Origin of the sequence: Aetokthonos hydrillicola CCALA 1050 (genome assembly GCF_017591665.1) — a bacterium.
In the GTDB taxonomy this organism is placed as follows: domain Bacteria; phylum Cyanobacteriota; class Cyanobacteriia; order Cyanobacteriales; family Nostocaceae; genus Aetokthonos; species Aetokthonos hydrillicola.
This window is the reverse complement of record NZ_JAAKGC010000007.1, coordinates 49,991-69,996: the sequence shown is the minus strand read 5'-3', so window position 1 is coordinate 69,996 and position 20,006 is coordinate 49,991. Positions and strand designations below refer to the sequence as shown.

Sequence of the window (20,006 nt, the reverse complement as noted above, 5' to 3'; positions counted from 1 at the left end):
TACAGGGGGGGTAAAAATAATGTGCAGCTTCACAAAAAATTGGTATTACTCCAAAAAACGTTTGTATAAAGTAAGGTAATACCATCAATTTCGCTCCACAAACCCCATCATGATCGCAGCCAAAGACAAACCCACAAACTTAACCCCAGAAGAATACTTTGCCTGGGAAGAACAGCAACTACAAAAACACGAACTAATCGACGGTCAAGTTTACGCCATGACTGGCGGTAGCGTTAATCATAGCCGCATTGCAATTCGATTTACGACTACGCTTGATACCCATTTAGACGCTAGTAGTTGCATAACAGGTAACTCAGACCTGAGAGTTAATATTGTAGGAACCAATAACTATACCTATCCAGATGCCAGCGTCACCTATGACGATCGCGATAAAACTACAACCCAATATATTACCTACCCCTGCTTAATCGTTGAAGTTCTCTCCGCCAGCACGGAAGCCTACGACAGAGGCGGCAAATTCCGAATGTACCGCCAAAACCCAGCCTTAATAGATTACCTGCTAGTCAGTTCTACCAGCATCGAAATTGACCTGTATCACAAAAACGACGCAGGCGACTGGTTGATTATCAACTACAAAGCAGGCGATACTATCGAACTCAAAAGCATTAACCTCAATTTCCCCATTGAGCAAGTCTATCGCGGTTTAACCCTTGAACCGGAGAATGGGAAATACAATAAAAGCATTACCCGTTAACCATTCCCTTCTACTTATTGCCCAATATGCTAACCCTAGAAATAGCCATTCAAAAAATCCAACAACTCCCCCCCGAACAACAAAAAAAAGTAATCGAATTTGTAGAATTCCTAGAATTTCAAGCTGATCGCCAACAACAAGATAAACGACCCGAAACACCACCCCAACATGATCAAGACTTTTTCGCCCTAGCCGGAATTTGGGAAGGGAAAAACATTACCCTAGACACCATCCGCAAAGACGCATGGGTTGAAGAGAATCAATGGTAACGGGAGCAGCACCTCGGCTCAATACCAAGAAGAATTTAAAAATTTGCCACTTTGGCAACCAAGCTTTAATTAACTCAGATAAATTGTATATGTAAGCGAATTCAAGGGTGTTGTTATCAGGGTGTATTAACCTTACCAACGTTCTAGAAAAGTTATCAGGGCAATAATCAGTTGTTGTTTGCCAGGTAAGGAATTTAGTCATTCCTTAATGGATGCAATACTTTATAAAGGGGAACAATAGTTCCCCTTTATTAGTTCTTAAGGAAGAATTCAGGAGTCAGGGGGAGCATCCCAAATATGTAGTTTATTTTTTATTGTAGTGCGGGCATCTTGCCCGCTTCAGTAATAAACAAGCATCTTGCCCGTTTCAGTAATAAAGTAGGGAGCAAGATGCTCCCACTACTCGGGTCAAGATAATTACTAACAATGCTGGTATCGAGTAAATTCTAGAAATTATTTATTATCTAGAGTTTTGTTAATTTCTTGCTTTTGTATTTCTCTCGAATTTTGAATCTCCAAAAGGGTATTTTCCCAAAATTCTCCTTCAAACTTACCAGCAAACTTTCCAAGAGGATGTTCGGAAATCTGAGTTTTTTTATCTTTCTTTTTCGGTAGCTGATTAAGTGTCATATTATTAGCGACCATTTTGATATTTATTGTTATACAAAATCTGTATCCTGCAAAAATTTAAGAATCGCTGGATTCACAACCTCGCAAGCACCAGATGAAGCATCATGAGAGCAGTTGGGTAGAATCTGTAACTTTGCATTAGGGAGAAGTTGTTGTAATTTTTTACCATCGCTAGCAGGAAACCAATTATCTTGTTCGCCCCATAAAATTAATGTAGGACACTTAATAGCATTAAGGTTCTTTTGGATTGACTCAAGTTTATTTGGTTTATTGACTTGCAGATGCTCAATTTCTCGGGCTGCTATTTGTAATTCTTCGGTTACTTTCGTAAGAGTACCAGGAAATTCAATGAATGGGTAGGTCATCCAATAAACATCTTCCTGTGTAAGTGTTGATGGATCAAATAGCACTGAACGCCTTTCGATCGCCATAATTTCTCTTACAAGTGGTGCAAATAAATATGTCAGACGTAAAGAATCTATTGTTTGCACAATTTCCAATGGTAGTTGAGAAAGCAGCCACATTCCCCAGTGTGGTAAATTTTGAGGGAAAATAGGTACATTGATTACCACTAATCGTGCTATCAAATCAGGTTTTTCTTGAGCAAGAGCAAGCGCAATTAAAGCTCCTAAAGATTCTGCGACAACAACAGCAGGTTCATCACATAATGCTTGAATAATTCTCTCTAATTCAATTAATTGATGACCGCTTTGTTCTCGACGGGATACAGGTTTTTCCGAAAAACCATAACCCTTCGCATCAAAACAAATAACTCTAAAATATTTAGATAATGGCTGAACGCTGTGACGCCAATTGTAACTCCAGCTACCAACCCCATGCAATAAAAATAAGGGTTTACCTGTACCTTTTTCCCCATAAGCAATTTGTACAGGATAACCATTTGCGTCAGTAATTATTAAATTTTGCCGCCCTTCAGGAAAATAATCTTGCCACCAATCTTTCATTACTTTTAGTTTAACTACCGGTTAAAGCTCCTATCAGTAGTTTAATTACTAACACGACAAAAGCCACTAATCCAATAGCAAAAACCGACAATCCACCCAAAACTATCAATACAAACCAGCCATCTGCACTCTTTCTACGCCTGGGAGATTTTAGGTGTTCTTCAAGAAGTTTAATATTATACTGGTTAGCTGTCCAAGCAAAATCAAATAAGTCTCCGAATACTGGTATTGCTCCGATTAAACCATCAATAATGATATTCAAAGCCATTCTACTTAATGTAGAGGCTGAAACACCTAAGCGTGCTGCTTCAAAAACTATGTACGCAGATAATAGAAAGCCTAAAAAATCACCGCCTACAGGTATAATTCCCATAATTGGATCTAGACCAACAGGGAGTTTTATTATAGGGATGGTAATCACTCTATCGAGCATACGGCTCATCTCACGTAGCCGCATCAGAGTGGCTGCTTTGGAATCTGGTTCAATAGTGGGAAACTGATGACGAGGCTGAGACATTTCTTTGTGCGATCGCGGTTCTATTCCGGTTGTTGTAGCACCAATTAAAGCTGTCTCGCTTTTGCTGTCTAGCTCTAGCTTTATAGTTGAGCAGCAATTTGAAATGACTTCCGTTGGTGTTTATTAGCGTTAACAAGTATAGCAAAGTTCCTGAAATCCTATTGAAAAAGGCTATAAGTTATATTAATTAACTGGGATGAAGCCAACGATTGTAAGGCTTAGCTGTAGGGGATCTTGAATCGAAAGATTGTTTAGAGTTTATGTAACAATACTTAGAAATTAGTTAGTTACAAGGAGCCAGTCGCATGAGTCAAGAATTAACACAAGAGTGGTTGGCAGAAATTAAGGCACTGAGAAAGCAGATAACGGAATTACTCTCAGAACGAGATACGTGGTGGAAAAGTGCTGAAAAATGGCAGAAACTTTATAACACCGAAGCAGAACAACGCCGTAAAGATGCTCAGATGTCTCAACAGGCGATCGCGTCTTTGAAAACAGAAATAGGAAAACTCAAAGGTGTTGACCAAGTAGAACCTAATGATACAACAACAGCAGCAGCTATTTCCCAAGAAATCTCAGGTATCAACTCTATAGACGAGTTGAAAGCCAAACTGATTTCTGTTATCACTGAACGCGATCGCCTGTTATTACTATTGAAAAATGAGCAAGACAATCATGCTCAAACGCGCAAAAGTCTCACTACCGCTTTGGGTGACGCTATTGATAGTTTGACCAAACAGAGGGAAGGGGAGCAAAAGAATTAAAAATTCAAAATTCAAAATTCAAAATTTTTAATTTAAAGTCCCATAATTTCCGCGACTGCTTCGACTTCTGGCTCAATACCTTGTTTAAATTGACTATGATTGTGTTTAATAGCTGTTTCTGGATCTTTAAGACCATTACCAGTTAGTACACAAACTACAGTTGCTCCTGTAGGAATTTTATCTTTCACTTGTAACATTCCTGCTACAGAAGCAGCGCTAGCTGGTTCACAAAAAATACCTTCCTCTGATGCCAAAAGGCGATAAGCATCAAGAATTTCGTCATCGGTGACGGCGTTAAAACTACCCATGCTTGCTGATTGAGCGGCGACGGCTTTTTCCCAGCTTGCAGGGTTACCAATGCGAATTGCTGTAGCTATCGTTTCGGGATGGGTTACGGGTTGACCATTTACTAGAGGTGCTGCACCGGAGGCTTGAAATCCCATCATTCGAGGTAGGCGATCGCACTTCCCGACTTGATGATATTGACAAAAACCCATCCAATATGCAGTGATATTTCCCGCATTACCCACTGGAATACACAACCAGTCTGGCGCATTACCTAAAACATCAACGATTTCAAACGCTGCTGTTTTTTGTCCTTCCAAACGGTATGGATTGACCGAGTTCACCAAAGTAACTGGATACTTTTGTGCTATTTCGCTGACAATTGTCAACGCTTTGTCAAAATTACTTTTAATTGCCAGTACTTCTGCTCCATACAATAATGCCTGCGCTAACTTGCCCAAAGCCACGTAGCCGTCTGGAATCAAGACAAAAGCACGCATTCCTCCGCGCTTAGCATAAGCAGCAGCTGATGCTGAGGTATTGCCCGTACTAGCACAAATAACAGCCTTCGCTCCGGCTTCCTTTGCTTTGGAAATTGCCATTGTCATTCCTCGGTCCTTGAAGCTACCAGTTGGGTTAAGACCGTCGTATTTGACAAAAACACGCACTTGCCTACCAATCCTTTCTGCAATCGAAGGAACTGGTATCAGGGGTGTGTTACCTTCTAGTAGAGTTATAACTGGTGTTTTTTCATTAACAGGCAAGTATTCGCGATATTGCTCTATTAGTCCTGGCCAAGGTTGGCGATGAGATTTAGCTACAGACAGGCTCAAAGTCACTTTTTTATCGTAGATTATGTACTGATGTTCTTCGTTGAACAAAGGGTTACTGCTTCCAGATCGATACTACAAAACTTGCATCGATTACAGGAACCCATAAAAAAGAATTCAGAATTCAGGAGTCAGGAGTCAGAATATATTACCCATAAAGGGATGGCGTTTTAAACAAAAAGTTTTAACCCCTGTCTCGTCCACAAGGGACACGGTTTTAAACTAATAATCATTCTGACTCCTGAATTCTGACTCCTGACTACTTTCTAAAAAATATACAATTTTTTAATTAATCTTAAAATAACTCTATTATAATATCTCTAATGGTGTGATTTGAGTTCTGAATATTACTTAACAATGTCTACATCTGTTCTTTCCAGCCAAAATTCTCAAAATGTCTCCGTGAGCCAGGCGGCTAAATCTTGTTATCAAGTTGACCAACAAGTTAAGCTCATGAGCTTGGAAGCAGAGGTTGAATCGCTCTTACAACAGTTGCAGAACTTGAAACTACAACGAGTAGGTGCTACTCAGGAAGAGTAACGAAATAAATGTTAAATTGATTTCAAACTCGATATAACAATCAAAATAATAAGAAGGATTACAGCCCCGTGCTTCTAAGCCGGGGATAAAATCCAACCCTAAGCGTTTTAACCCAGAGCATATCCTGAGCCTATGCTCAATACACTCGCCCCTATTCAATGTGCTTTGTCAAAATAGCCGAATTATTTAACTTTTCCTTACAAGGGTACTGGCAAGGCGATTTTGGAATTAGCTTACAAACTTGGTCTAACTCTGGCAAATTTAAACAAATCCGCACTTTAAGCTTGTTTTCTGGTGCTGGGGGTCTCGATATAGGATTTCACGAGGCAGGTTTTGATGTTGTTGAGATGGTTGAGATAGACAACCGATTCACTAAAAGCCTATGCGCTAATGTAGGTATTGGAAAAAAATTCTCTTCAGCAAAAGTACAATCTAAAGATATTAGAGATTATCATCCCGAAAACTTAGGGGATATAGATTTTATTATAGGTGGTCCTCCCTGTCAAACCTTCTCTGCTGCAGGTCGTCGTGCGGCTGGTGTTTCAGGGCTTCAAGATTCCAGAGGAACCTTGTTTGAGGAATATTCTCGTTTGTTAAAGCTCCTCCAGCCCGAAGGTTTTATTTTTGAAAATGTTTCTGGGATCACGGGTGCGGAGAAAGGACAAGCCTGGAAACAGATCACAGATGCTTTTGAGAGTGCAGGATACAACATTTTTTATCGTCTTCTTGATGCAGCTGACTATGGTGTTCCTCAGCATCGGGAACGTATATTTATTGTTGGGACTAAAAACACCAGCTTTCTTTTTCCCCGACCAACCCATGGACCAGATTCCTGCTCTAAAATTGACCATGTTTCCGCTAAAAGCGCTGTTGAAGACCTAGAATTACTTAAAGTTCCTAATCAACTAAATGGTAGATACGGGCATCTTCTCCCAGAGATTCCACCCGGTTTAAACTACAGTTTTTTCACCGAAAATATGGGTCATCCAACGCCAATTTTCGCATGGCGTTCTAAGTTTTCGGATTTTTTATACAAAGCACACCCAAATTATCCCGTAAGAACTATTAAGGCTCAAGGTGGGCAATATACAGGACCTTTTCATTGGGATTCTCGTCCCTTCTCAGTAGAGGAACTAAAAAGGCTTCAAACTTTCCCAGATAATTATCAGCTTGTAGGAAATCGAGGGGTTTGCATTCAGCAAATTGGCAACTCAGTCCCACCTCAACAAGCACGGATATTAGCACTTGCAATTTTAGATCAATTGTTTGGGGTTAATCTGCCATTTAAGTTAGATTATTTACCTCAAAATCAAGAGCTTTCATTCCGTAAGAGAAAACGTTCACAAACAGAAAAATATGCAAAAATGGCTAAGTCAGCCATTGAGAATACTCAACTTGAGAATAAGAGGATTAGTTTTGAACCACGGATATATCATGCAAACATTGGAGACAATTTTTCTTTTGAAGTTTCTTCAAAAGAAAAAGCAAATTATACAGTTCAAATCAAAATAAAAGAACAAGAAGTTTATTTTGTGGTTAGCGAGGTCTTTTACCAAGAGACATCGTTAGAAAAGACAAAGATTAAAATACACGTAACATATAAAGACTCAAAGCCTTGGTCAATTCAACAAGAGAAAATATCAATGATTTTTTCTGCAAATAAGAAATCTGTTCTAGCTGCTTGGAAAGCGTTAGAACATGAGCTTAAAAGGCTGCATATTAAATCGGATCTTGTACAGCTTAATAACTACTATCAATACACTCCTCTTCTTAAGATAGAAGTATTGCTTCCTGAAGAAGCGACAAAAGAAAAGTTTTGGAACATTTTTAAGGCAGTTTCTGAATCTATTTGCACTCGTCAAATTTTAAGTACTACTGCTCTTATAGAGATATGGAAACTCCAGTCAAAAAATGAGGTATCAAAATTTGCAGTTGAACTTAAAAACATCGGCTTTGAAGTACGAAATAAAAATACAAATATTCAAATACCTGATGACCATTACCTGATCCCCTATTCTTTTCCTACACTTGCACCAGAAAGTGTACAACGTAAAAAAAGCCTCTTTTAAGCAACCCAAATTCACCGCCCATAAATATCTACTCCCCTGCTCCCCTGCTCCCTACTAAGAGCTCCCTCCTGATTCTTTATCCAGGAATTCGCACGTTCTTGACCGAACTTCGCTGCCAAAATTAAGGCTCCCCAAGCTTTAACCTCTGATCGATTTGGTTTTACTTTTAAAGCTGCTTCTACACGGTTCCATAGTCTTCCTGTATCTGCCTTCAGTAGAGTGGTAATTTCTTGAGCGTTGTCGGGGGATGCTTCAAACACCTGTAAAGCTTTTTCCCATCGACCATCAATCAAATTGGCTAATACTTGTTGACTAGGACTAGCCCAACTTTTATCTGCTTGGATTTTAGTAAGTTGAGAGTGCAGGTGAATGAGATCGATTTGTGCTTGTGCTGTTGCAGGAAAAGGCTGTTGTCGCTGTGTTTTCATAAACTCTAACCAGTTGAATGCTGGCGTCCACAATCCGCTACGAGCAATTAACAGCGCATTTTGGTAAGCTGAATCTTTAAGAGCTGGTGGTGTTAGAGAAATTTCCTCTAACTGAATCGGGTTAACAGGTTTGACTTGATAAATATGTAGCCGAGGTTCTAAACCTATTGTTTGATTAACAACTAACTGTTTTGCCTTACCAGTTATCGATTGCCATTCTGGTAGTTGTCCCTTAGGACTTGTCCAAGACAACATGAGTCTCAGGTTAGTCTGTTGAGGATTGTAGTGCAAGATATGACCGTAGGCGATCGCATTCGTTCCTTGTTGGCGCTGTCCTTGCAAATAAAACCAAAGCCCTGGTGATGGTGTCCCTCCTTCAAAACGACCTACTTTAGTTAGTGGTAGAGGATCTTGATTATCATCTGTTGTATCACCTAAGGGAGCGAGAACAAAAGATTCTTCTGGTCCAGAGATAGGTAGTTGAGTCGCCAAATCGTAAGATAGTTCTGACTCAGATTTTAATTTGGAGTTAATTGACTGTTGATATACACGCATCTCAACAATATATTTACAATTTAACTGGCAATTCTCACGCTCCTGAAGAACTGGCAATAAAAAAGATTTTTTTGATTCTCCATCCAAAGAAACGATTTCTCCAGCTATTTTCCCGTGATCTCTCAGATAAGATTCAATTTGTGGGATAGTTTGAGAGATTTCTCCATGACTCAAGGAGATTTTCGCCCATTCCGGTAAAATTCGGTTCAGCCAGCTTAGTTGGTCTGGATTGCATATAAACAGCATACTCAGCCAACCAAACATCGCGATTAAACTACCGCTACATAATAACAACACGATAGAAACCATTGAATCTAGCCCTCTTCGTCTTTGATGAGGGGTCAAGTCTTTGTCATCATTTTCTAGTGGACTTGATATCAACTGCTCTTTTTTTACTTTTCTCCTGACACGCTTGTTTGTGTTTGAATTAACTTGATGATGCCTGTATGATTTTCGTGCTGGATTTATCATAGTGCTTCTTATTACATCTAAATCAGTAATTTAGTACAGTATTTTCTTTTATACTCTTGTTCCTTAGATCTTGGCTAGAACCTGACACGGGAATGGGACATGCCCCATGCCCAATACCCTGGTATAAATCAGTAAATTCTCCCATGTCAAAATAAAGTTATCTTGAATACACTCTCTGCTTAGATGTGTGAGTAGAGTGTAAGAAGTTGAAAGTTAAACTGATTTGCCGCCAATACCCTATATGGGCGCTTGTCTGGTTTTTGATTTTGGTATTCAACGGACTACCAAACAAAGCGATCGCAATCGAGAAGCAAGAATTCACAGAGGACACTTCTTTTTCTTCTGGGCTTCCTGCCGATGATCCTATGGCGCAAGTCACATCAGTTTCTCAACTCAAAGACGTACAACCCAGTGACTGGGCATTCCAAGCATTACAGACTTTAGTAGAACGCTACGGTTGTATCGCAGGTTATCCAAATGGAACTTATCGTGGCGATCGCGTCTTAAATCGGTTTGAATTTGCTGCGAGTTTGAATACTTGTTTGGATAACGTATCACACATAATTCTCAATAGCAAGAAAGATCTCCTAAACCGGGAAGATTTGGCAACCTTGCAGAAATTACAGGCAGAATTTTCCCCAGAATTAACAGCTTTACGAGGTCGAATTGATAATCTTGAAACCCATACTGCTGAAATTCAAGCCCATCAATTTTCACCAACCACTAAACTTTTTGGACTAGCAACAATTGCTATTCAAGGGCGAAGCCACAACCGTGCTGACATTAATCCTAGAGATGGCAAAAAAGACACGGCAGACCCTGGCACAAACGCCAACGTGATGACATTATCAGTTCTTTCTCTAACGACTCAATTTGATCCTCGTAGTTACTTGGTTACGGGTTTGTTAGCCGGTGGTGGTTCAACTGCTCCCAGACTGACTAATGACTTTTTCCTAGGTTATGAATACACCACAAATAACAACTTAATATTAAGTGACCTCCACTATCACAAATTAATTACTGATAACTTAGCGATGATGGTAGGAACAGCAAATGTCAATATGACCACTGCTTTCCGAGGTCCTAATCGATATGAAAGTGCTGCTACAGGACCTCTATCTTATTTCGCTCAAAGGAACCCAATCTTAGATATTGGATTTGGTCAAGCTGGAGTAGCTTTTGATTGGCAATTTGCAAAACGCGCTAGCTTGCAAGCAATGTATTCTACTTATGAATCAGGAAATCCTGCAAAACGCAGTGGTTTATTTGATGGAAACACCACAACAGGCGTGCAATTACTACTGACACCAAGCAAAGCTGTAGATGTCAGTTTATATTATGTTAATAACTATTCCAGTAATGGCTGTTTACTGACTTTTGTCGGCGATGAATGCTTAACTGCTGTTAATCCCAAAACTGGTAAATCAGAACCCCTACAAACTAATGGTGTTGGTGCAACTGTAAATTGGCAAATTTCGCCTAGTGTCACTTTGGGGGGTTGGGGAGGCTATACTAATTCTCATATTCCAGGAAAATCGGGAAATGTAGAAACAACAAATTACATGGTGTATCTAAACTTCCCGGATTTATTTAAGAAAGGTAATTTGGGTGGACTATATATCGGACAACCTCCAAAAATAATTAGTAGTACCTTGCCTACTGGAAACAACGTTCCTGACTTTATCAATACGGGTGTAGGACGATCAGGTGGACAACCAGGTACAACAACTCAAATTGAAGGTTTTTATCGTGTGCAGCTAACGGATAACCTCAGCGTTACACCAGCGCTCATCTATATCATGCAACCTGGTCATACACCAAACAGCGATCCCATTACCGTTGGTATCATACGCAGTACTTTTACTTTTTAACATTGTAGTTTGCAGGCAAAAATAACCAGTAGTACTTTGCCTACTGGAAATAATTTTCTTGACTTTGTAAATATGGGTTTAGGAAGTGCGGGTGGACAACCAGAACAACTCAAATTGGGAGTTTTGATCGCTTGCAATTCACAAGATCACCTCAGCGTTACACCAGGGTTCGTCTATATCATCAACCTGGTCATATACCAAACAGCGATAGCGTTCGCGTTGGCGAAGCCTCTCCGCCAGGAGAAGCGTCTCGAAGAGAAGCGCTGCTGCCGTAGGCAGATCGCGTTACCGTTGATATCATACGAAGTACTTTTACTTTTTAAGTTACTGGTTGAACTCCGCAGTTCTTTCTGTGTATTCGATTGGTAACACTGCCATTAAATTTTCGTGGGGTCGCGGAATCTGATGAGATGATAGGAACAACTTGTCACCATCCTTATGAGGGTTCATTTTCTTAGCCGCTTCAATCCCCGCTTCCACAGCAATTTTAACCTCAGAGACAGGACCGCGAACAACAATCGTCACAAAAGCCCCACTCACCTTTTCCATTTGTACTAACGTGACACGGGCGGCTTTACACATCACATCAGCAACAGCAAGTGCTGGAGGTAAACCCCGCACCTCAACCATACCGACCGCATTAGACATGAACTTAACTCCCTAGCAATATGCATTACCTAGATTATTGCAGGAAGACAGACCATTTGGCTCGCGAATTTCCACCAGATACACTATGTAATTTGGCTAATGGTTTATAGTTGGACATCCCTTAATGTTATAATTTCGACTATAAGAGATAATTTATAAAGTAAACATTAAAACCCTGTAGGTTGGGTTGAACGCTCGTGTTACCCAACAAAATCCTAAAAATGTTGGGTTTCGTTACTCAACCCAACCTACGTAAATTAAAGGTTTTTGGTGATAATGGGACTTAAGATTTACTTTATAAATAGCTTCTAAAAGCAACAACAATGCGCTTATTATCGAACCTCGACACCCACAATATAGTAAAGAAGAATTTGCAAGGTTGGGTGATGAAATTTACCACCGTGATATTTATCCGCAGCTTCAGCCCGACAGTGTAAGCAAAATAGTTGCTATTGACATTACAACAGGCGCTTGGGAAATAGATAATGACGAGATTGTAGCCTCTAAGCGTCTTGAAAAACGTTACCCAGACGCACAGATTTGGATTGTGCGAGTTGCTTATCGCTATGTTCGTCGATTTGGCATAAGCCATAATCAACAAGAAAAAATAGCATGATTCTTGAAAACGTTAATGCAGATTACGAGCCAATTATTCGTGTTGTAATTCAGGATTCTAATGGAGAAATTCAGATTTCAAACTCGTCAAACTTGATAACCTCTGAATCCGGTTTACGTACGTCAAAACGATAGCTACTAACCGTACCTGTACCTGTGTCAAAGATGCTAAAAACAGTGAGATCATTACTTGCAATATAAGGCGCGGGTTTACCATCTTCACCGAGTAGTGGAGCTATAGTTGGCACCACTGGTTCTAAACCATTAGGATTGCCAAGTTCAGCATATTCTTCTTTATACCCTATCGGCACTTCTCGCTTGTTAGCATACCAAGCAGCACCATAAGAATTACCTACATTAGATGTTTCTAAAAAGTGCATCCCCGACTCACTATAAAACCGATTCCATAAATGAGAATGCCCAAAAAACACTAATTGGACATGCGCTGCTTCAAGTAACGGTATAAGATCACGAATAATGTAGTCTGCGTTCTTTGGATACTCATAACGCACCGCTTTAATATCCCCGTTTTCGTCTCGCTCAATCACCTGTACTGGGTCAGTATAAGCAGGGACAATGTTACCACCTAGAGTATGCGGTGGATGATGCAACATAACAACTTTGTATTTTGCACTTTTAAACTCAGTACTGTTAAGCTCTTTCTCTAACCAGTTGTACTGTGTGCTACCTTTAGCAATTGGTTCATAAATATGCTGTCCGTAGCCCCAGTTTTCAGGGTTTTGGAAATCTGCTTCTCGCTCGCGATATCTACCCCTAGCAGCTTCATCTAATCTAGGAGTCCGCCACATATTTGTTACGTACAACACCACCAGACGTACATCACCAAAACTGAGAGCGTAATAAGTTTTGCCACCCTCTTTACTTTCTGGTAAACTGAAAATCTCTTCGTAGGTATCAGTGTTAAAAGAATTCTCTTTTAGTGATTGCTCTCCATAAAACTTTTTAGCAACTGCACGAGGGATGGTATCATCAAATTCATCATTTAAACTTCCCTTGCCAAACCGCCCCATCACTTCATGATTGCCAAGACAAGGAAACATTGGTGCGTTTTGAATGATTTCTCCACCGTAGTAAGCTATGTTAACCCCATCGCTATCCATTTTATAGTTAGCGTGACCTTGAAGACAGGGGAAGAAAGCACCACCACGCTGATCATCAAACCATTCCGACGCACGATCAGGAGTATTTACCAAATCACCTGCAAACAAAACTGCGTCAACTTGCCCAACCGTCTCTACAACTTTTTGTAGATTAGCGGCTACCATTGGTTTGATTTGATGGTCAGATGTCAGCAGAATTTTTAATGCTGTACCTGTGCTTGGTGCAGGCGCAAGAGTAAAGACAGCACTATTAACATTTTCTCCATCTTCCCGTACGCTAGTAACTCGATAAGCAACCCGTGTTCCTGGAGTTAATCCACTCACCTCAGCCTCATGTCGCCAAATATTACGTTCAACAGGCTGTTGGTAAAGTTGTCCGTCTTGGCTTTGGGTTCCTACTCGTGAATTTTGATCTTCACGTAAACGGCTAAGTTTACTAGTAGTCGCAATAGTCGTTTGATCGAGACTGTCACCCCAAGCAACTTTGTGTTGAGAGCCAGCGAATTCGGTAAACCATACAACTCGTACTGAAGTTTCGGTAGGTAGTTGTAGAAACGGATCAGTCAGTAATCGGGGTGCGGCTGCCATAAATTGTTTGCCCAGATAAAAGCACAGCTACCAGCGTAGATACACGGGTAAATTTACCACATGTTGAGCCACCGATTTACAGCTTTGTTGAATAGTTGTTTCACCTGGTGCTTGCGATACCACCTCTGAAAAGCCTTTTCATAATCTTCGCCTTTAGTTTGGGAAACGTTCAATCCGTCAAGAAGTACACCCATCCCCGAAAATAGCAAAACATATAACGACCAAGAAAGCCCACCAGTTGCTATTAAATTCACTAGCAGCAAAACACCGTTAATAATGATATAGTTACGTAAACGTTTCTTAAATCTATCCTGACGGTAAATATTAAACGTTTGACGCTGTTGTATTTCTCCTTGTTGTGCTAACCATTCCCGTTCTGCGAGTTTCAGGGATTCTGGGGATATATCTAACTCTGCTGCAATTTCTTGGATCTGTTCGTAGGAAAATTCTTTGTTTTTATCGTCAGCATGACGCGCGATCGCCAAATGAAGAATTTGCTGCACGTCTTCTTGACTATAGGAGTTACTGGTTTTGGTGTCAAAAGCCGCCATAGTTAAATTTATTCTTTCTCTTCTATGTCTTTAATATAGACCTTATGCAACTGTATGACTGCTACCAACAGTACGATTTCTACTATCCCTAGACTAGCAAATCAAAATGTTAACGTGGGTATAGGGGACATGTTGTGTTCGATTGGAGAAACTGTCAAATGGTTGAAGAAAATGGAGCGATCCGCACCCTATCCATAGATATTGGTGGTAGTGGTGTTAAGGTGATGGTTTTGGATCGTCAGGGTAAGCCCTTAACAGAAAGGGCGCGTGCAGAAACACCCCAACCAGCCAAACCAGACAGTGTGATTAATGCAATTGAAACCTTAGCAGCTACTCAAGGTGAGTTTCATCGAGTTTCGGTAGGTTTTCCCGGCGTTGTTCGCAGAGGAATTACAGAAACAGCAGTGAACTTACATTCAAGTTGGATTGGATTTGATTTAGCAACAGCATTATCAAAGTCTTTAAACGCACCTGTAAGAGTGATTAATGATGCTGATATGCAAGGTTTAGGAGCCATTTCTGGCAAGGGTGTAGAATTGGTGGTTACTTTAGGTACAGGATTTGGTTCCGCGTTGTTCGTAGATGGGAAACTTGTACCAAATTTAGAAATGGGACATCATCAATTTCGTAAAGACGAAACCTACGAAGAACAACTCGGACGCGCAACACTAGACAAAGTAGGTGAAAAAAAATGGAACAAGCGTTTGGAGAAGGCGATCGCTTCTCTAGAACATTTATTCAATTATGATTACCTTTATATTGGTGGCGGTGAAGCAGAAAAGGTAAATATCAAACTGCCTGACAATGTAAAGATTATTTCTAATATCACCGGGTTATTAGGTGGTATCGCATTATGGCGCGATGAGGTGTAGATGAGGTGTAGGTTGGGTTGAGGAACGTAGACGCCCCCGGCGGCTTCCCGTAGGGTAACCCAACATTTTTAAGGTGTGATTTACAGGAATAAATATACCGCAGCCGTTGGTTTCGACTTCGCTCAACCAACTGAGAGATCGTGAGTTGTAGGTTGGGTTGAGGAACGTAGACGCCCCCGGCGGCTTCCCGTAGGGTAACCCAACATTTTTAAGATTTCGTTGGGTTTCACTTCGTACCCCTACGGGGAAGCAAGCTACAACCCAACCTACGCAACTAATAATCAAACTTCTCGCAGAATAGGCTGTTTGCCCTTACAACATGTTTCATCCGTAGCAACATTTAAGCAAATTGATCTAAGATCCTTATATCAAATAAAATAGATCCTGCTATGTCCCTCACCTTCAGCTTTGCTCTGACTCAAAACCAGACATTTGAACTACGGTGTGAGAATGGTTCCCGACGTTTAGATAGCGTAGAACTGAGTAAGCTGATTGATGTATGTGAAAAAAATTACTATCCCCGACACCAAGATAGCACACCCGAACTCATCCAATTAGGACAACGGCTATATCACTGGTTAGATGGTAAAGAAGGATGGCTCAGAAGGGCGTTAGATCAAGCAGATGAAGGGACAATTTATTTAGATTTAAGTCAAACAAACGAAGCTCAAGGATTAAACCCAGACACAGAAAGGATGGCGTTGGGACTCGCCCATTTACCTTGGGAATTGCTACACGATGGCACAGTCTTTTTACTGACACGGCAAGATATAGCAGTATTGCCAGTGCGCTGTATGCAGCAACGAAACACCCGTGTAATTGGTGAGCAAAATCGCCCTCTACGTTTGCTATTTATGGCAACTGCACCAGAAGATCCTAAAGTTGCACCTCTGGCATTTGAACAAGAAGAAGCTAATATTTTGGAAGCAACCAAGGATCAGCCGTTGGCGTTGATTGTTGAGGAAAGCGGTTCAGTTGATGAGTTGAAAAATCTGGTTGCATCTTACCAAGAAGACTATTTTGATGTCTTCCACATCACAGGACACGGATTAATTTATACCAAAAATTACAGCTTTTTGCTTCGCCCAGGACAAACAATACCAGATCATACCCCTTGTTTGCTCACTGAAGACGAAGTAGGAAATGTAAAACTTACCACTGTGAATGACTTAGCAAAAGCCTTTCGCGGACGTTGGTCAAAAGTGATTTTTCTCTCTGGTTGTCACACAGGAGAGGTAGCGAATAAAGGGACAGTACCCTCAATGGCGCAACAATTGGTGAAGGCTGGGGCGGGTGTTGTTTTAGGTTGGGCGCGTCCGGTGTATGATCGCACAGGTATTATTGCAGCACAAGCACTTTATCACGCTTTGGCAACAGGTGATACGATAGAGCAGGCGGTGAAAGTAGCCCAGCAAGAGATGATTGCTCAAAAATGTACCGATTGGCATTTATTAAGGATTTATCGAGACACACGCCCAATTGAAAAGTTAGTAACACCCTTGAGAACAAGGGGAAGAGAAAAGCTGGTATTTACACCGCCAGAGCAAGAATTTTTAGACGAGAATAATATAGTTAAAGTCGCTAGTCGTTCAGAATTTGTAGGACGCAGACGAGCTTTACAAAGGTGTTTACAGGCGTTACGACAAACAAGTGAACAAATCGGCGTGTTCATTGCGGGGATGGGGGGACTGGGTAAGAGTAGCTTAGCAGCGCGACTGTGCACGAGAGTCAGAAGTCAGCGCCAAGAATTTCAGCAGGTGGTGTTGGTGGGAACTTTGGATAAAGCAGGTTTGTTAAATAAGCTTGCGGGCAAGTATGAACGGTTTGCTGATGTTCCTGCACTACTTAACGAACCAAAGGTTTCTCTTAAGGGACGATTGCAAAACTTTTTTGACGCAATAGAAACAACCCACAATCAGCCCTTACTGTTAGTATTGGATGACTTTGAGCAGAACATCCCCAAAGCTAACATTGAAAATGGCTCATTGCGGATGACAGCACAAGCCTACCAAATTTTAGAGGCGATTTGTGCAGCACTAGCAGAAAATAACGCCGTGAGTCGGTTGATTGTCACCTGTCGCTATTTGCAGGAAGACACTTTACCACCTCATCGCCTGCATTTAGAAAAATTGGCAGCGATGAGCAGAAGCGATATTGATAAAATTTGCCGTCCGTTAGGTAAAGAAAATCAGCAACAGGGGATGACGCAACGGGTGATTAAGATAGCCGATGGTAATCCTCGCTTGTTGAAATGGCTTTTAGAAGTGATTGAGCAACCGAGTTTAGAACCAGATGATTTGTTAACTCGTTTAGAAGCGGTTGAGCAAAAGTTCCGCGAGAATATCTTGGCACAGACTTTGCTGGATGCTTTGGAAGTTGAAGAGAAAAAGTTCCTAGCGCGGTTGAGTGTGTTTCAATTGCCAGTAACAGAGGATATTATTAGCGCTACTGAACAGAACCTCACCCCTGCTGAAGGTAGCGTGAGGTTATCGCTAAATAAACTAACAAGTCTTAGCTTAGTCGAATCTGCCACCACTCACCCCAGCCAAACACCTACTTATCGAGTTACTACAATTTTAGAACCATTGCTAGAACAGGTATTAGATCAAGTAGAGTGGCAAACAACTAGACAACAAGGTGTCAGGAAAATCTATCAACTCTGGTGGGAGGAGTCTGAAAATAGAACAGAAGCACAAGTTCTGGAAATTGTACGCTTGGGATTGTTAGCGAAAGAGCAAGAAATAGCTGTCAGGGTTGGTAACGCGATCGCTATGAACTGGGTGAATAGTTCCCGGTTTCTAGAAGTATCAGAACTGTGTCAGCAAATCTTGAAAGTGTACGAAGACTACCGCATTTTGGGAGCGATCGCTCGTGCTGAACAGGTTTTAGGTTTAGTAGAAGATGCTGCTCACCACTATCAGCAGGCTTTAGAACTTTGTCCTCAAGAGGATGTTAAAAAAAAATCCTCCATTATCCACAACATGGCTGGATTAATAGCTCAGCAGGGAGAAATCTCAAAAGCGCTCGCACTCTACGAACAATCTTTGCAAATCAAAGAGAGCATCAACGACGTGCGTGGTAAAGCTACTACCCTCCACAACATGGCATCCCTATTAGCCCAGCAAGGAGAAATCCCAAGAGCGCTCGCACTCTACGAACAATCTTTACAAATCAAAGAGAGCATCAACGACGTGCGTGGTAAAGCTGCTACCCTTCACCAAATGGCATTCTTATTAGCCCAGCAAGGAGAAATCCCAAGAGCGCTCGCACTCTACGAACAATCTTTGCAAATAGAAGAGAGCGTCAACAATGTGGGTGGTAAAGCTGCTACCCTCCACCAAATGGCATTCTTATTAGCCCACCAGGGAGAAATCCCAAGAGCGCTCGCTCTGTACGAACAATCTTTGCAAATCAAAGAGAACATCAATGATGTCCGTGGTAAAGCCGCTACCCTCCATCAAATGGCAGGATTGTTAGCCCAGCAGGGAGAAATCCCAAAAGCACTCACACTCTACGAACAATCTTTGCAAATAGAAGAGAGTATCAACAATGTGGGTGGTAAAGCTGCTACCCTTCACCAAATGGCATTCTTATTAGCCCAGCAGGGAGAAACCCCAAGAGCGCTCGCACTCTACGAACAATCTTTGCAAATAGAAGAGAGCATCAACAATGTGCGTGGTAAAGCCACTACCCTCCACAACATGGCATTCTTATTAGCCCAGCAGGGAGAAATTTTAACAGCGATCACATTCTACGAACAATCTTTGCAAATCTATGAAAGCATCAACGATGTGCGTGGTAAAGCCACCACGCTCCACAGCATGGCAGGATTATTAGCCAAACACGGAGAAATCACACGAGCGATCAGACTCTACGAACAATCTTTGCAAATAGAAGAGAGCATCAACGATGTGCGTGGTAAAGCTGCTACCCTCGCTTACACGGCTTATCTGGCAGGTGAAACAGGAGATAAAGCCAGAGAATTAGACTTGTATTTACAAGTTGCAGCGACACTTGCTCAAATTCGAGCTTATGTTGACTTGGTGACGGTTCTAGGTAATTTGGGTTTAGCAGATGAAAGCAAAAATTTGGTTTACTTCGCTCAAGCAATATGGCTGACGCTGCGGATTCAAGCACCCCCAGCAAGTACAATTAATCTCATCCGATATTTGTATAATCACGTACCAAAAGGTGAGGAATTAGAAGCTTTGCTAGGGGCTACTGCAATGTTTTTCTGTAACTACCGAGGTGAAGGACATCCGCAGTTAGAAGAACTTCGGGACGTAAGTCGGAAGATGATAGCAGGAGCAGCTGGTAGGCAAGGAATACAAACACAGGAAGCTTTTGAGACTTGGTGGACTCAGCAACGCCTTAATGATCCAGAGTATTTCCTCCCCCAACTTAACCAGCGTTTAGAGGAGATTGTCGGCGATGGATGGGTGTTTGACAGAGAATGGGTCTGAGGTAGGGTGGAACACCAAATATTCTTTTTTTCGTTCAGTATCAGTGATTACTGATTAGTGCGCAGTTTTTGTTAATTTAAATATCATTTTCAAAATCGCTATAACTGTTCACCTCACCAAGTAAAATTTCCCACACCTGTACTTCATGAGTATCGACCGAATTACCTGCCATATCGTTTCATGAACCAGTTGTTCCTATGTCACACCCCGACCTTACATGAGCATAGGGTATTCGGGGA

At 41.3% G+C, this 20,006-nt stretch carries 17 protein-coding genes; 9 read left to right on the top strand and 8 right to left on the bottom strand.

Features of this window, described 5'->3' with window-relative positions; genetic code table 11:
• The first annotated feature begins 109 nt into the window (after positions 1-109).
• On the top strand, positions 110-715 hold the full coding sequence (locus G4P69_RS05435) for a Uma2 family endonuclease (RefSeq protein ID WP_208339291.1): 606 nt from the start codon (positions 110-112) through the stop codon (positions 713-715).
• Positions 716-741: 26 nt separating this feature from the next.
• Positions 742-984 (top strand): DUF2281 domain-containing protein, encoded by a 243-nt coding sequence (locus G4P69_RS05430; RefSeq protein ID WP_208339292.1) that lies wholly within the window; start codon positions 742-744, stop codon positions 982-984.
• 453 nt (positions 985-1,437) lie between these two features.
• Here G4P69_RS05430 and G4P69_RS05425 read toward each other — a convergent pair whose 3' ends face one another.
• The 3 genes from G4P69_RS05425 to G4P69_RS05415 are packed head-to-tail and all read right to left on the bottom strand — an operon-like array spanning position 1,438 to position 3,096.
• Positions 1,438-1,629, bottom strand: coding sequence for a hypothetical protein (locus G4P69_RS05425; protein WP_208339312.1), 192 nt, complete (start codon positions 1,627-1,629; stop codon positions 1,438-1,440).
• Between the two features lie 14 nt (positions 1,630-1,643).
• Entirely contained in the window at positions 1,644-2,579 is a 936-nt protein-coding gene (locus G4P69_RS05420) for an alpha/beta fold hydrolase (protein ID WP_208339293.1), read from the bottom strand.
• A gap of 10 nt (positions 2,580-2,589) precedes the next feature.
• On the bottom strand, positions 2,590-3,096 hold the full coding sequence (locus G4P69_RS05415) for a DUF4112 domain-containing protein (protein ID WP_208339294.1): 507 nt from the start codon (positions 3,094-3,096) through the stop codon (positions 2,590-2,592).
• Between the two features lie 305 nt (positions 3,097-3,401).
• On the opposite strand from G4P69_RS05415, the gene G4P69_RS05410 reads away from it, so the two are divergent.
• Positions 3,402-3,860 (top strand): hypothetical protein, encoded by a 459-nt coding sequence (locus tag G4P69_RS05410; RefSeq protein ID WP_208339295.1) that lies wholly within the window; start codon positions 3,402-3,404, stop codon positions 3,858-3,860.
• Between the two features lie 32 nt (positions 3,861-3,892).
• On the opposite strand, the gene thrC is transcribed toward G4P69_RS05410, so the two are convergent.
• A complete protein-coding gene (thrC, locus tag G4P69_RS05405) occupies positions 3,893-4,984 on the bottom strand; it encodes a threonine synthase (protein WP_208339307.1) in 1,092 nt (363 codons plus the stop codon).
• A gap of 348 nt (positions 4,985-5,332) precedes the next feature.
• Here thrC and G4P69_RS05400 point away from each other — a divergent pair, with 348 nt between their 5' ends.
• Both G4P69_RS05400 and G4P69_RS05395 read left to right on the top strand, forming a co-directional pair.
• Positions 5,333-5,515 (top strand): hypothetical protein, encoded by a 183-nt coding sequence (locus tag G4P69_RS05400; RefSeq protein WP_208339296.1) that lies wholly within the window; start codon positions 5,333-5,335, stop codon positions 5,513-5,515.
• A gap of 284 nt (positions 5,516-5,799) precedes the next feature.
• Complete coding sequence (locus G4P69_RS05395; RefSeq protein ID WP_208339297.1) at positions 5,800-7,584, top strand: DNA cytosine methyltransferase; 1,785 nt, start codon at positions 5,800-5,802, stop codon at positions 7,582-7,584.
• A gap of 11 nt (positions 7,585-7,595) precedes the next feature.
• On the opposite strand, the gene G4P69_RS05390 is transcribed toward G4P69_RS05395, so the two are convergent.
• Positions 7,596-9,038, bottom strand: coding sequence for a hypothetical protein (locus G4P69_RS05390; RefSeq protein WP_208348746.1), 1,443 nt, complete (start codon positions 9,036-9,038; stop codon positions 7,596-7,598).
• Between the two features lie 206 nt (positions 9,039-9,244).
• Here G4P69_RS05390 and G4P69_RS05385 point away from each other — a divergent pair, with 206 nt between their 5' ends.
• A complete protein-coding gene (locus tag G4P69_RS05385; RefSeq protein WP_243902150.1) occupies positions 9,245-10,909 on the top strand; it encodes an iron uptake porin in 1,665 nt (554 codons plus the stop codon).
• Positions 10,910-11,233: 324 nt separating this feature from the next.
• Here the strand turns inward: G4P69_RS05385 and G4P69_RS05380 are convergent, their stop codons facing one another.
• Positions 11,234-11,557, bottom strand: a complete 324-nt coding sequence (locus tag G4P69_RS05380; protein ID WP_208348743.1) for a carbon dioxide-concentrating mechanism protein CcmK — start codon at positions 11,555-11,557, stop codon at positions 11,234-11,236.
• A 379-nt stretch (positions 11,558-11,936) separates the two neighbouring features.
• On the opposite strand from G4P69_RS05380, the gene G4P69_RS05375 reads away from it, so the two are divergent.
• Positions 11,937-12,173 carry a hypothetical protein gene (locus tag G4P69_RS05375; protein WP_243902152.1) on the top strand — a complete coding sequence of 79 codons (237 nt, stop codon included), beginning with the start codon at positions 11,937-11,939 and terminating at the stop codon, positions 12,171-12,173.
• 70 nt (positions 12,174-12,243) lie between these two features.
• On the opposite strand, the gene G4P69_RS05370 is transcribed toward G4P69_RS05375, so the two are convergent.
• Both G4P69_RS05370 and G4P69_RS05365 read right to left on the bottom strand, forming a co-directional pair.
• Positions 12,244-13,881, bottom strand: a complete 1,638-nt coding sequence (locus tag G4P69_RS05370; protein WP_208339298.1) for a purple acid phosphatase family protein — start codon at positions 13,879-13,881, stop codon at positions 12,244-12,246.
• A 53-nt stretch (positions 13,882-13,934) separates the two neighbouring features.
• Positions 13,935-14,432, bottom strand: coding sequence for a 2TM domain-containing protein (locus G4P69_RS05365; RefSeq protein WP_208339299.1), 498 nt, complete (start codon positions 14,430-14,432; stop codon positions 13,935-13,937).
• 158 nt (positions 14,433-14,590) lie between these two features.
• Here G4P69_RS05365 and G4P69_RS05360 point away from each other — a divergent pair, with 158 nt between their 5' ends.
• Positions 14,591-15,304 (top strand): ROK family protein, encoded by a 714-nt coding sequence (locus tag G4P69_RS05360; protein ID WP_208348740.1) that lies wholly within the window; start codon positions 14,591-14,593, stop codon positions 15,302-15,304.
• A 389-nt stretch (positions 15,305-15,693) separates the two neighbouring features.
• A complete protein-coding gene (locus G4P69_RS05355) occupies positions 15,694-19,767 on the top strand; it encodes a tetratricopeptide repeat protein (protein ID WP_208348738.1) in 4,074 nt (1,357 codons plus the stop codon).
• Positions 19,768-20,006 lie beyond the last annotated feature (239 nt).

Excerpts from the sequence above, each read along its gene's own strand:
- G4P69_RS05435 (WP_208339291.1), top strand. The coding sequence starts at position 110 with ATGATCGCAGCCAAAGACAAACCCACAAACTTAACCCCAGAAGAATAC.
- G4P69_RS05430 (WP_208339292.1), top strand. The coding sequence starts at position 742 with ATGCTAACCCTAGAAATAGCCATTCAAAAAATCCAACAACTCCCCCCC.
- G4P69_RS05425 (WP_208339312.1), bottom strand. The coding sequence starts at position 1,629 with ATGGTCGCTAATAATATGACACTTAATCAGCTACCGAAAAAGAAAGAT.
- G4P69_RS05420 (WP_208339293.1), bottom strand. The coding sequence starts at position 2,579 with ATGAAAGATTGGTGGCAAGATTATTTTCCTGAAGGGCGGCAAAATTTA.
- G4P69_RS05415 (WP_208339294.1), bottom strand. The coding sequence starts at position 3,096 with ATGTCTCAGCCTCGTCATCAGTTTCCCACTATTGAACCAGATTCCAAA.
- G4P69_RS05410 (WP_208339295.1), top strand. The coding sequence starts at position 3,402 with ATGAGTCAAGAATTAACACAAGAGTGGTTGGCAGAAATTAAGGCACTG.
- G4P69_RS05400 (WP_208339296.1), top strand. The coding sequence starts at position 5,333 with ATGTCTACATCTGTTCTTTCCAGCCAAAATTCTCAAAATGTCTCCGTG.
- G4P69_RS05390 (WP_208348746.1), bottom strand. The coding sequence starts at position 9,038 with ATGATAAATCCAGCACGAAAATCATACAGGCATCATCAAGTTAATTCA.
- G4P69_RS05380 (WP_208348743.1), bottom strand. The coding sequence starts at position 11,557 with ATGTCTAATGCGGTCGGTATGGTTGAGGTGCGGGGTTTACCTCCAGCA.
- G4P69_RS05370 (WP_208339298.1), bottom strand. The coding sequence starts at position 13,881 with ATGGCAGCCGCACCCCGATTACTGACTGATCCGTTTCTACAACTACCT.
- G4P69_RS05365 (WP_208339299.1), bottom strand. The coding sequence starts at position 14,432 with ATGGCGGCTTTTGACACCAAAACCAGTAACTCCTATAGTCAAGAAGAC.
- G4P69_RS05360 (WP_208348740.1), top strand. The coding sequence starts at position 14,591 with ATGGTTGAAGAAAATGGAGCGATCCGCACCCTATCCATAGATATTGGT.
- G4P69_RS05355 (WP_208348738.1), top strand. The coding sequence starts at position 15,694 with ATGTCCCTCACCTTCAGCTTTGCTCTGACTCAAAACCAGACATTTGAA.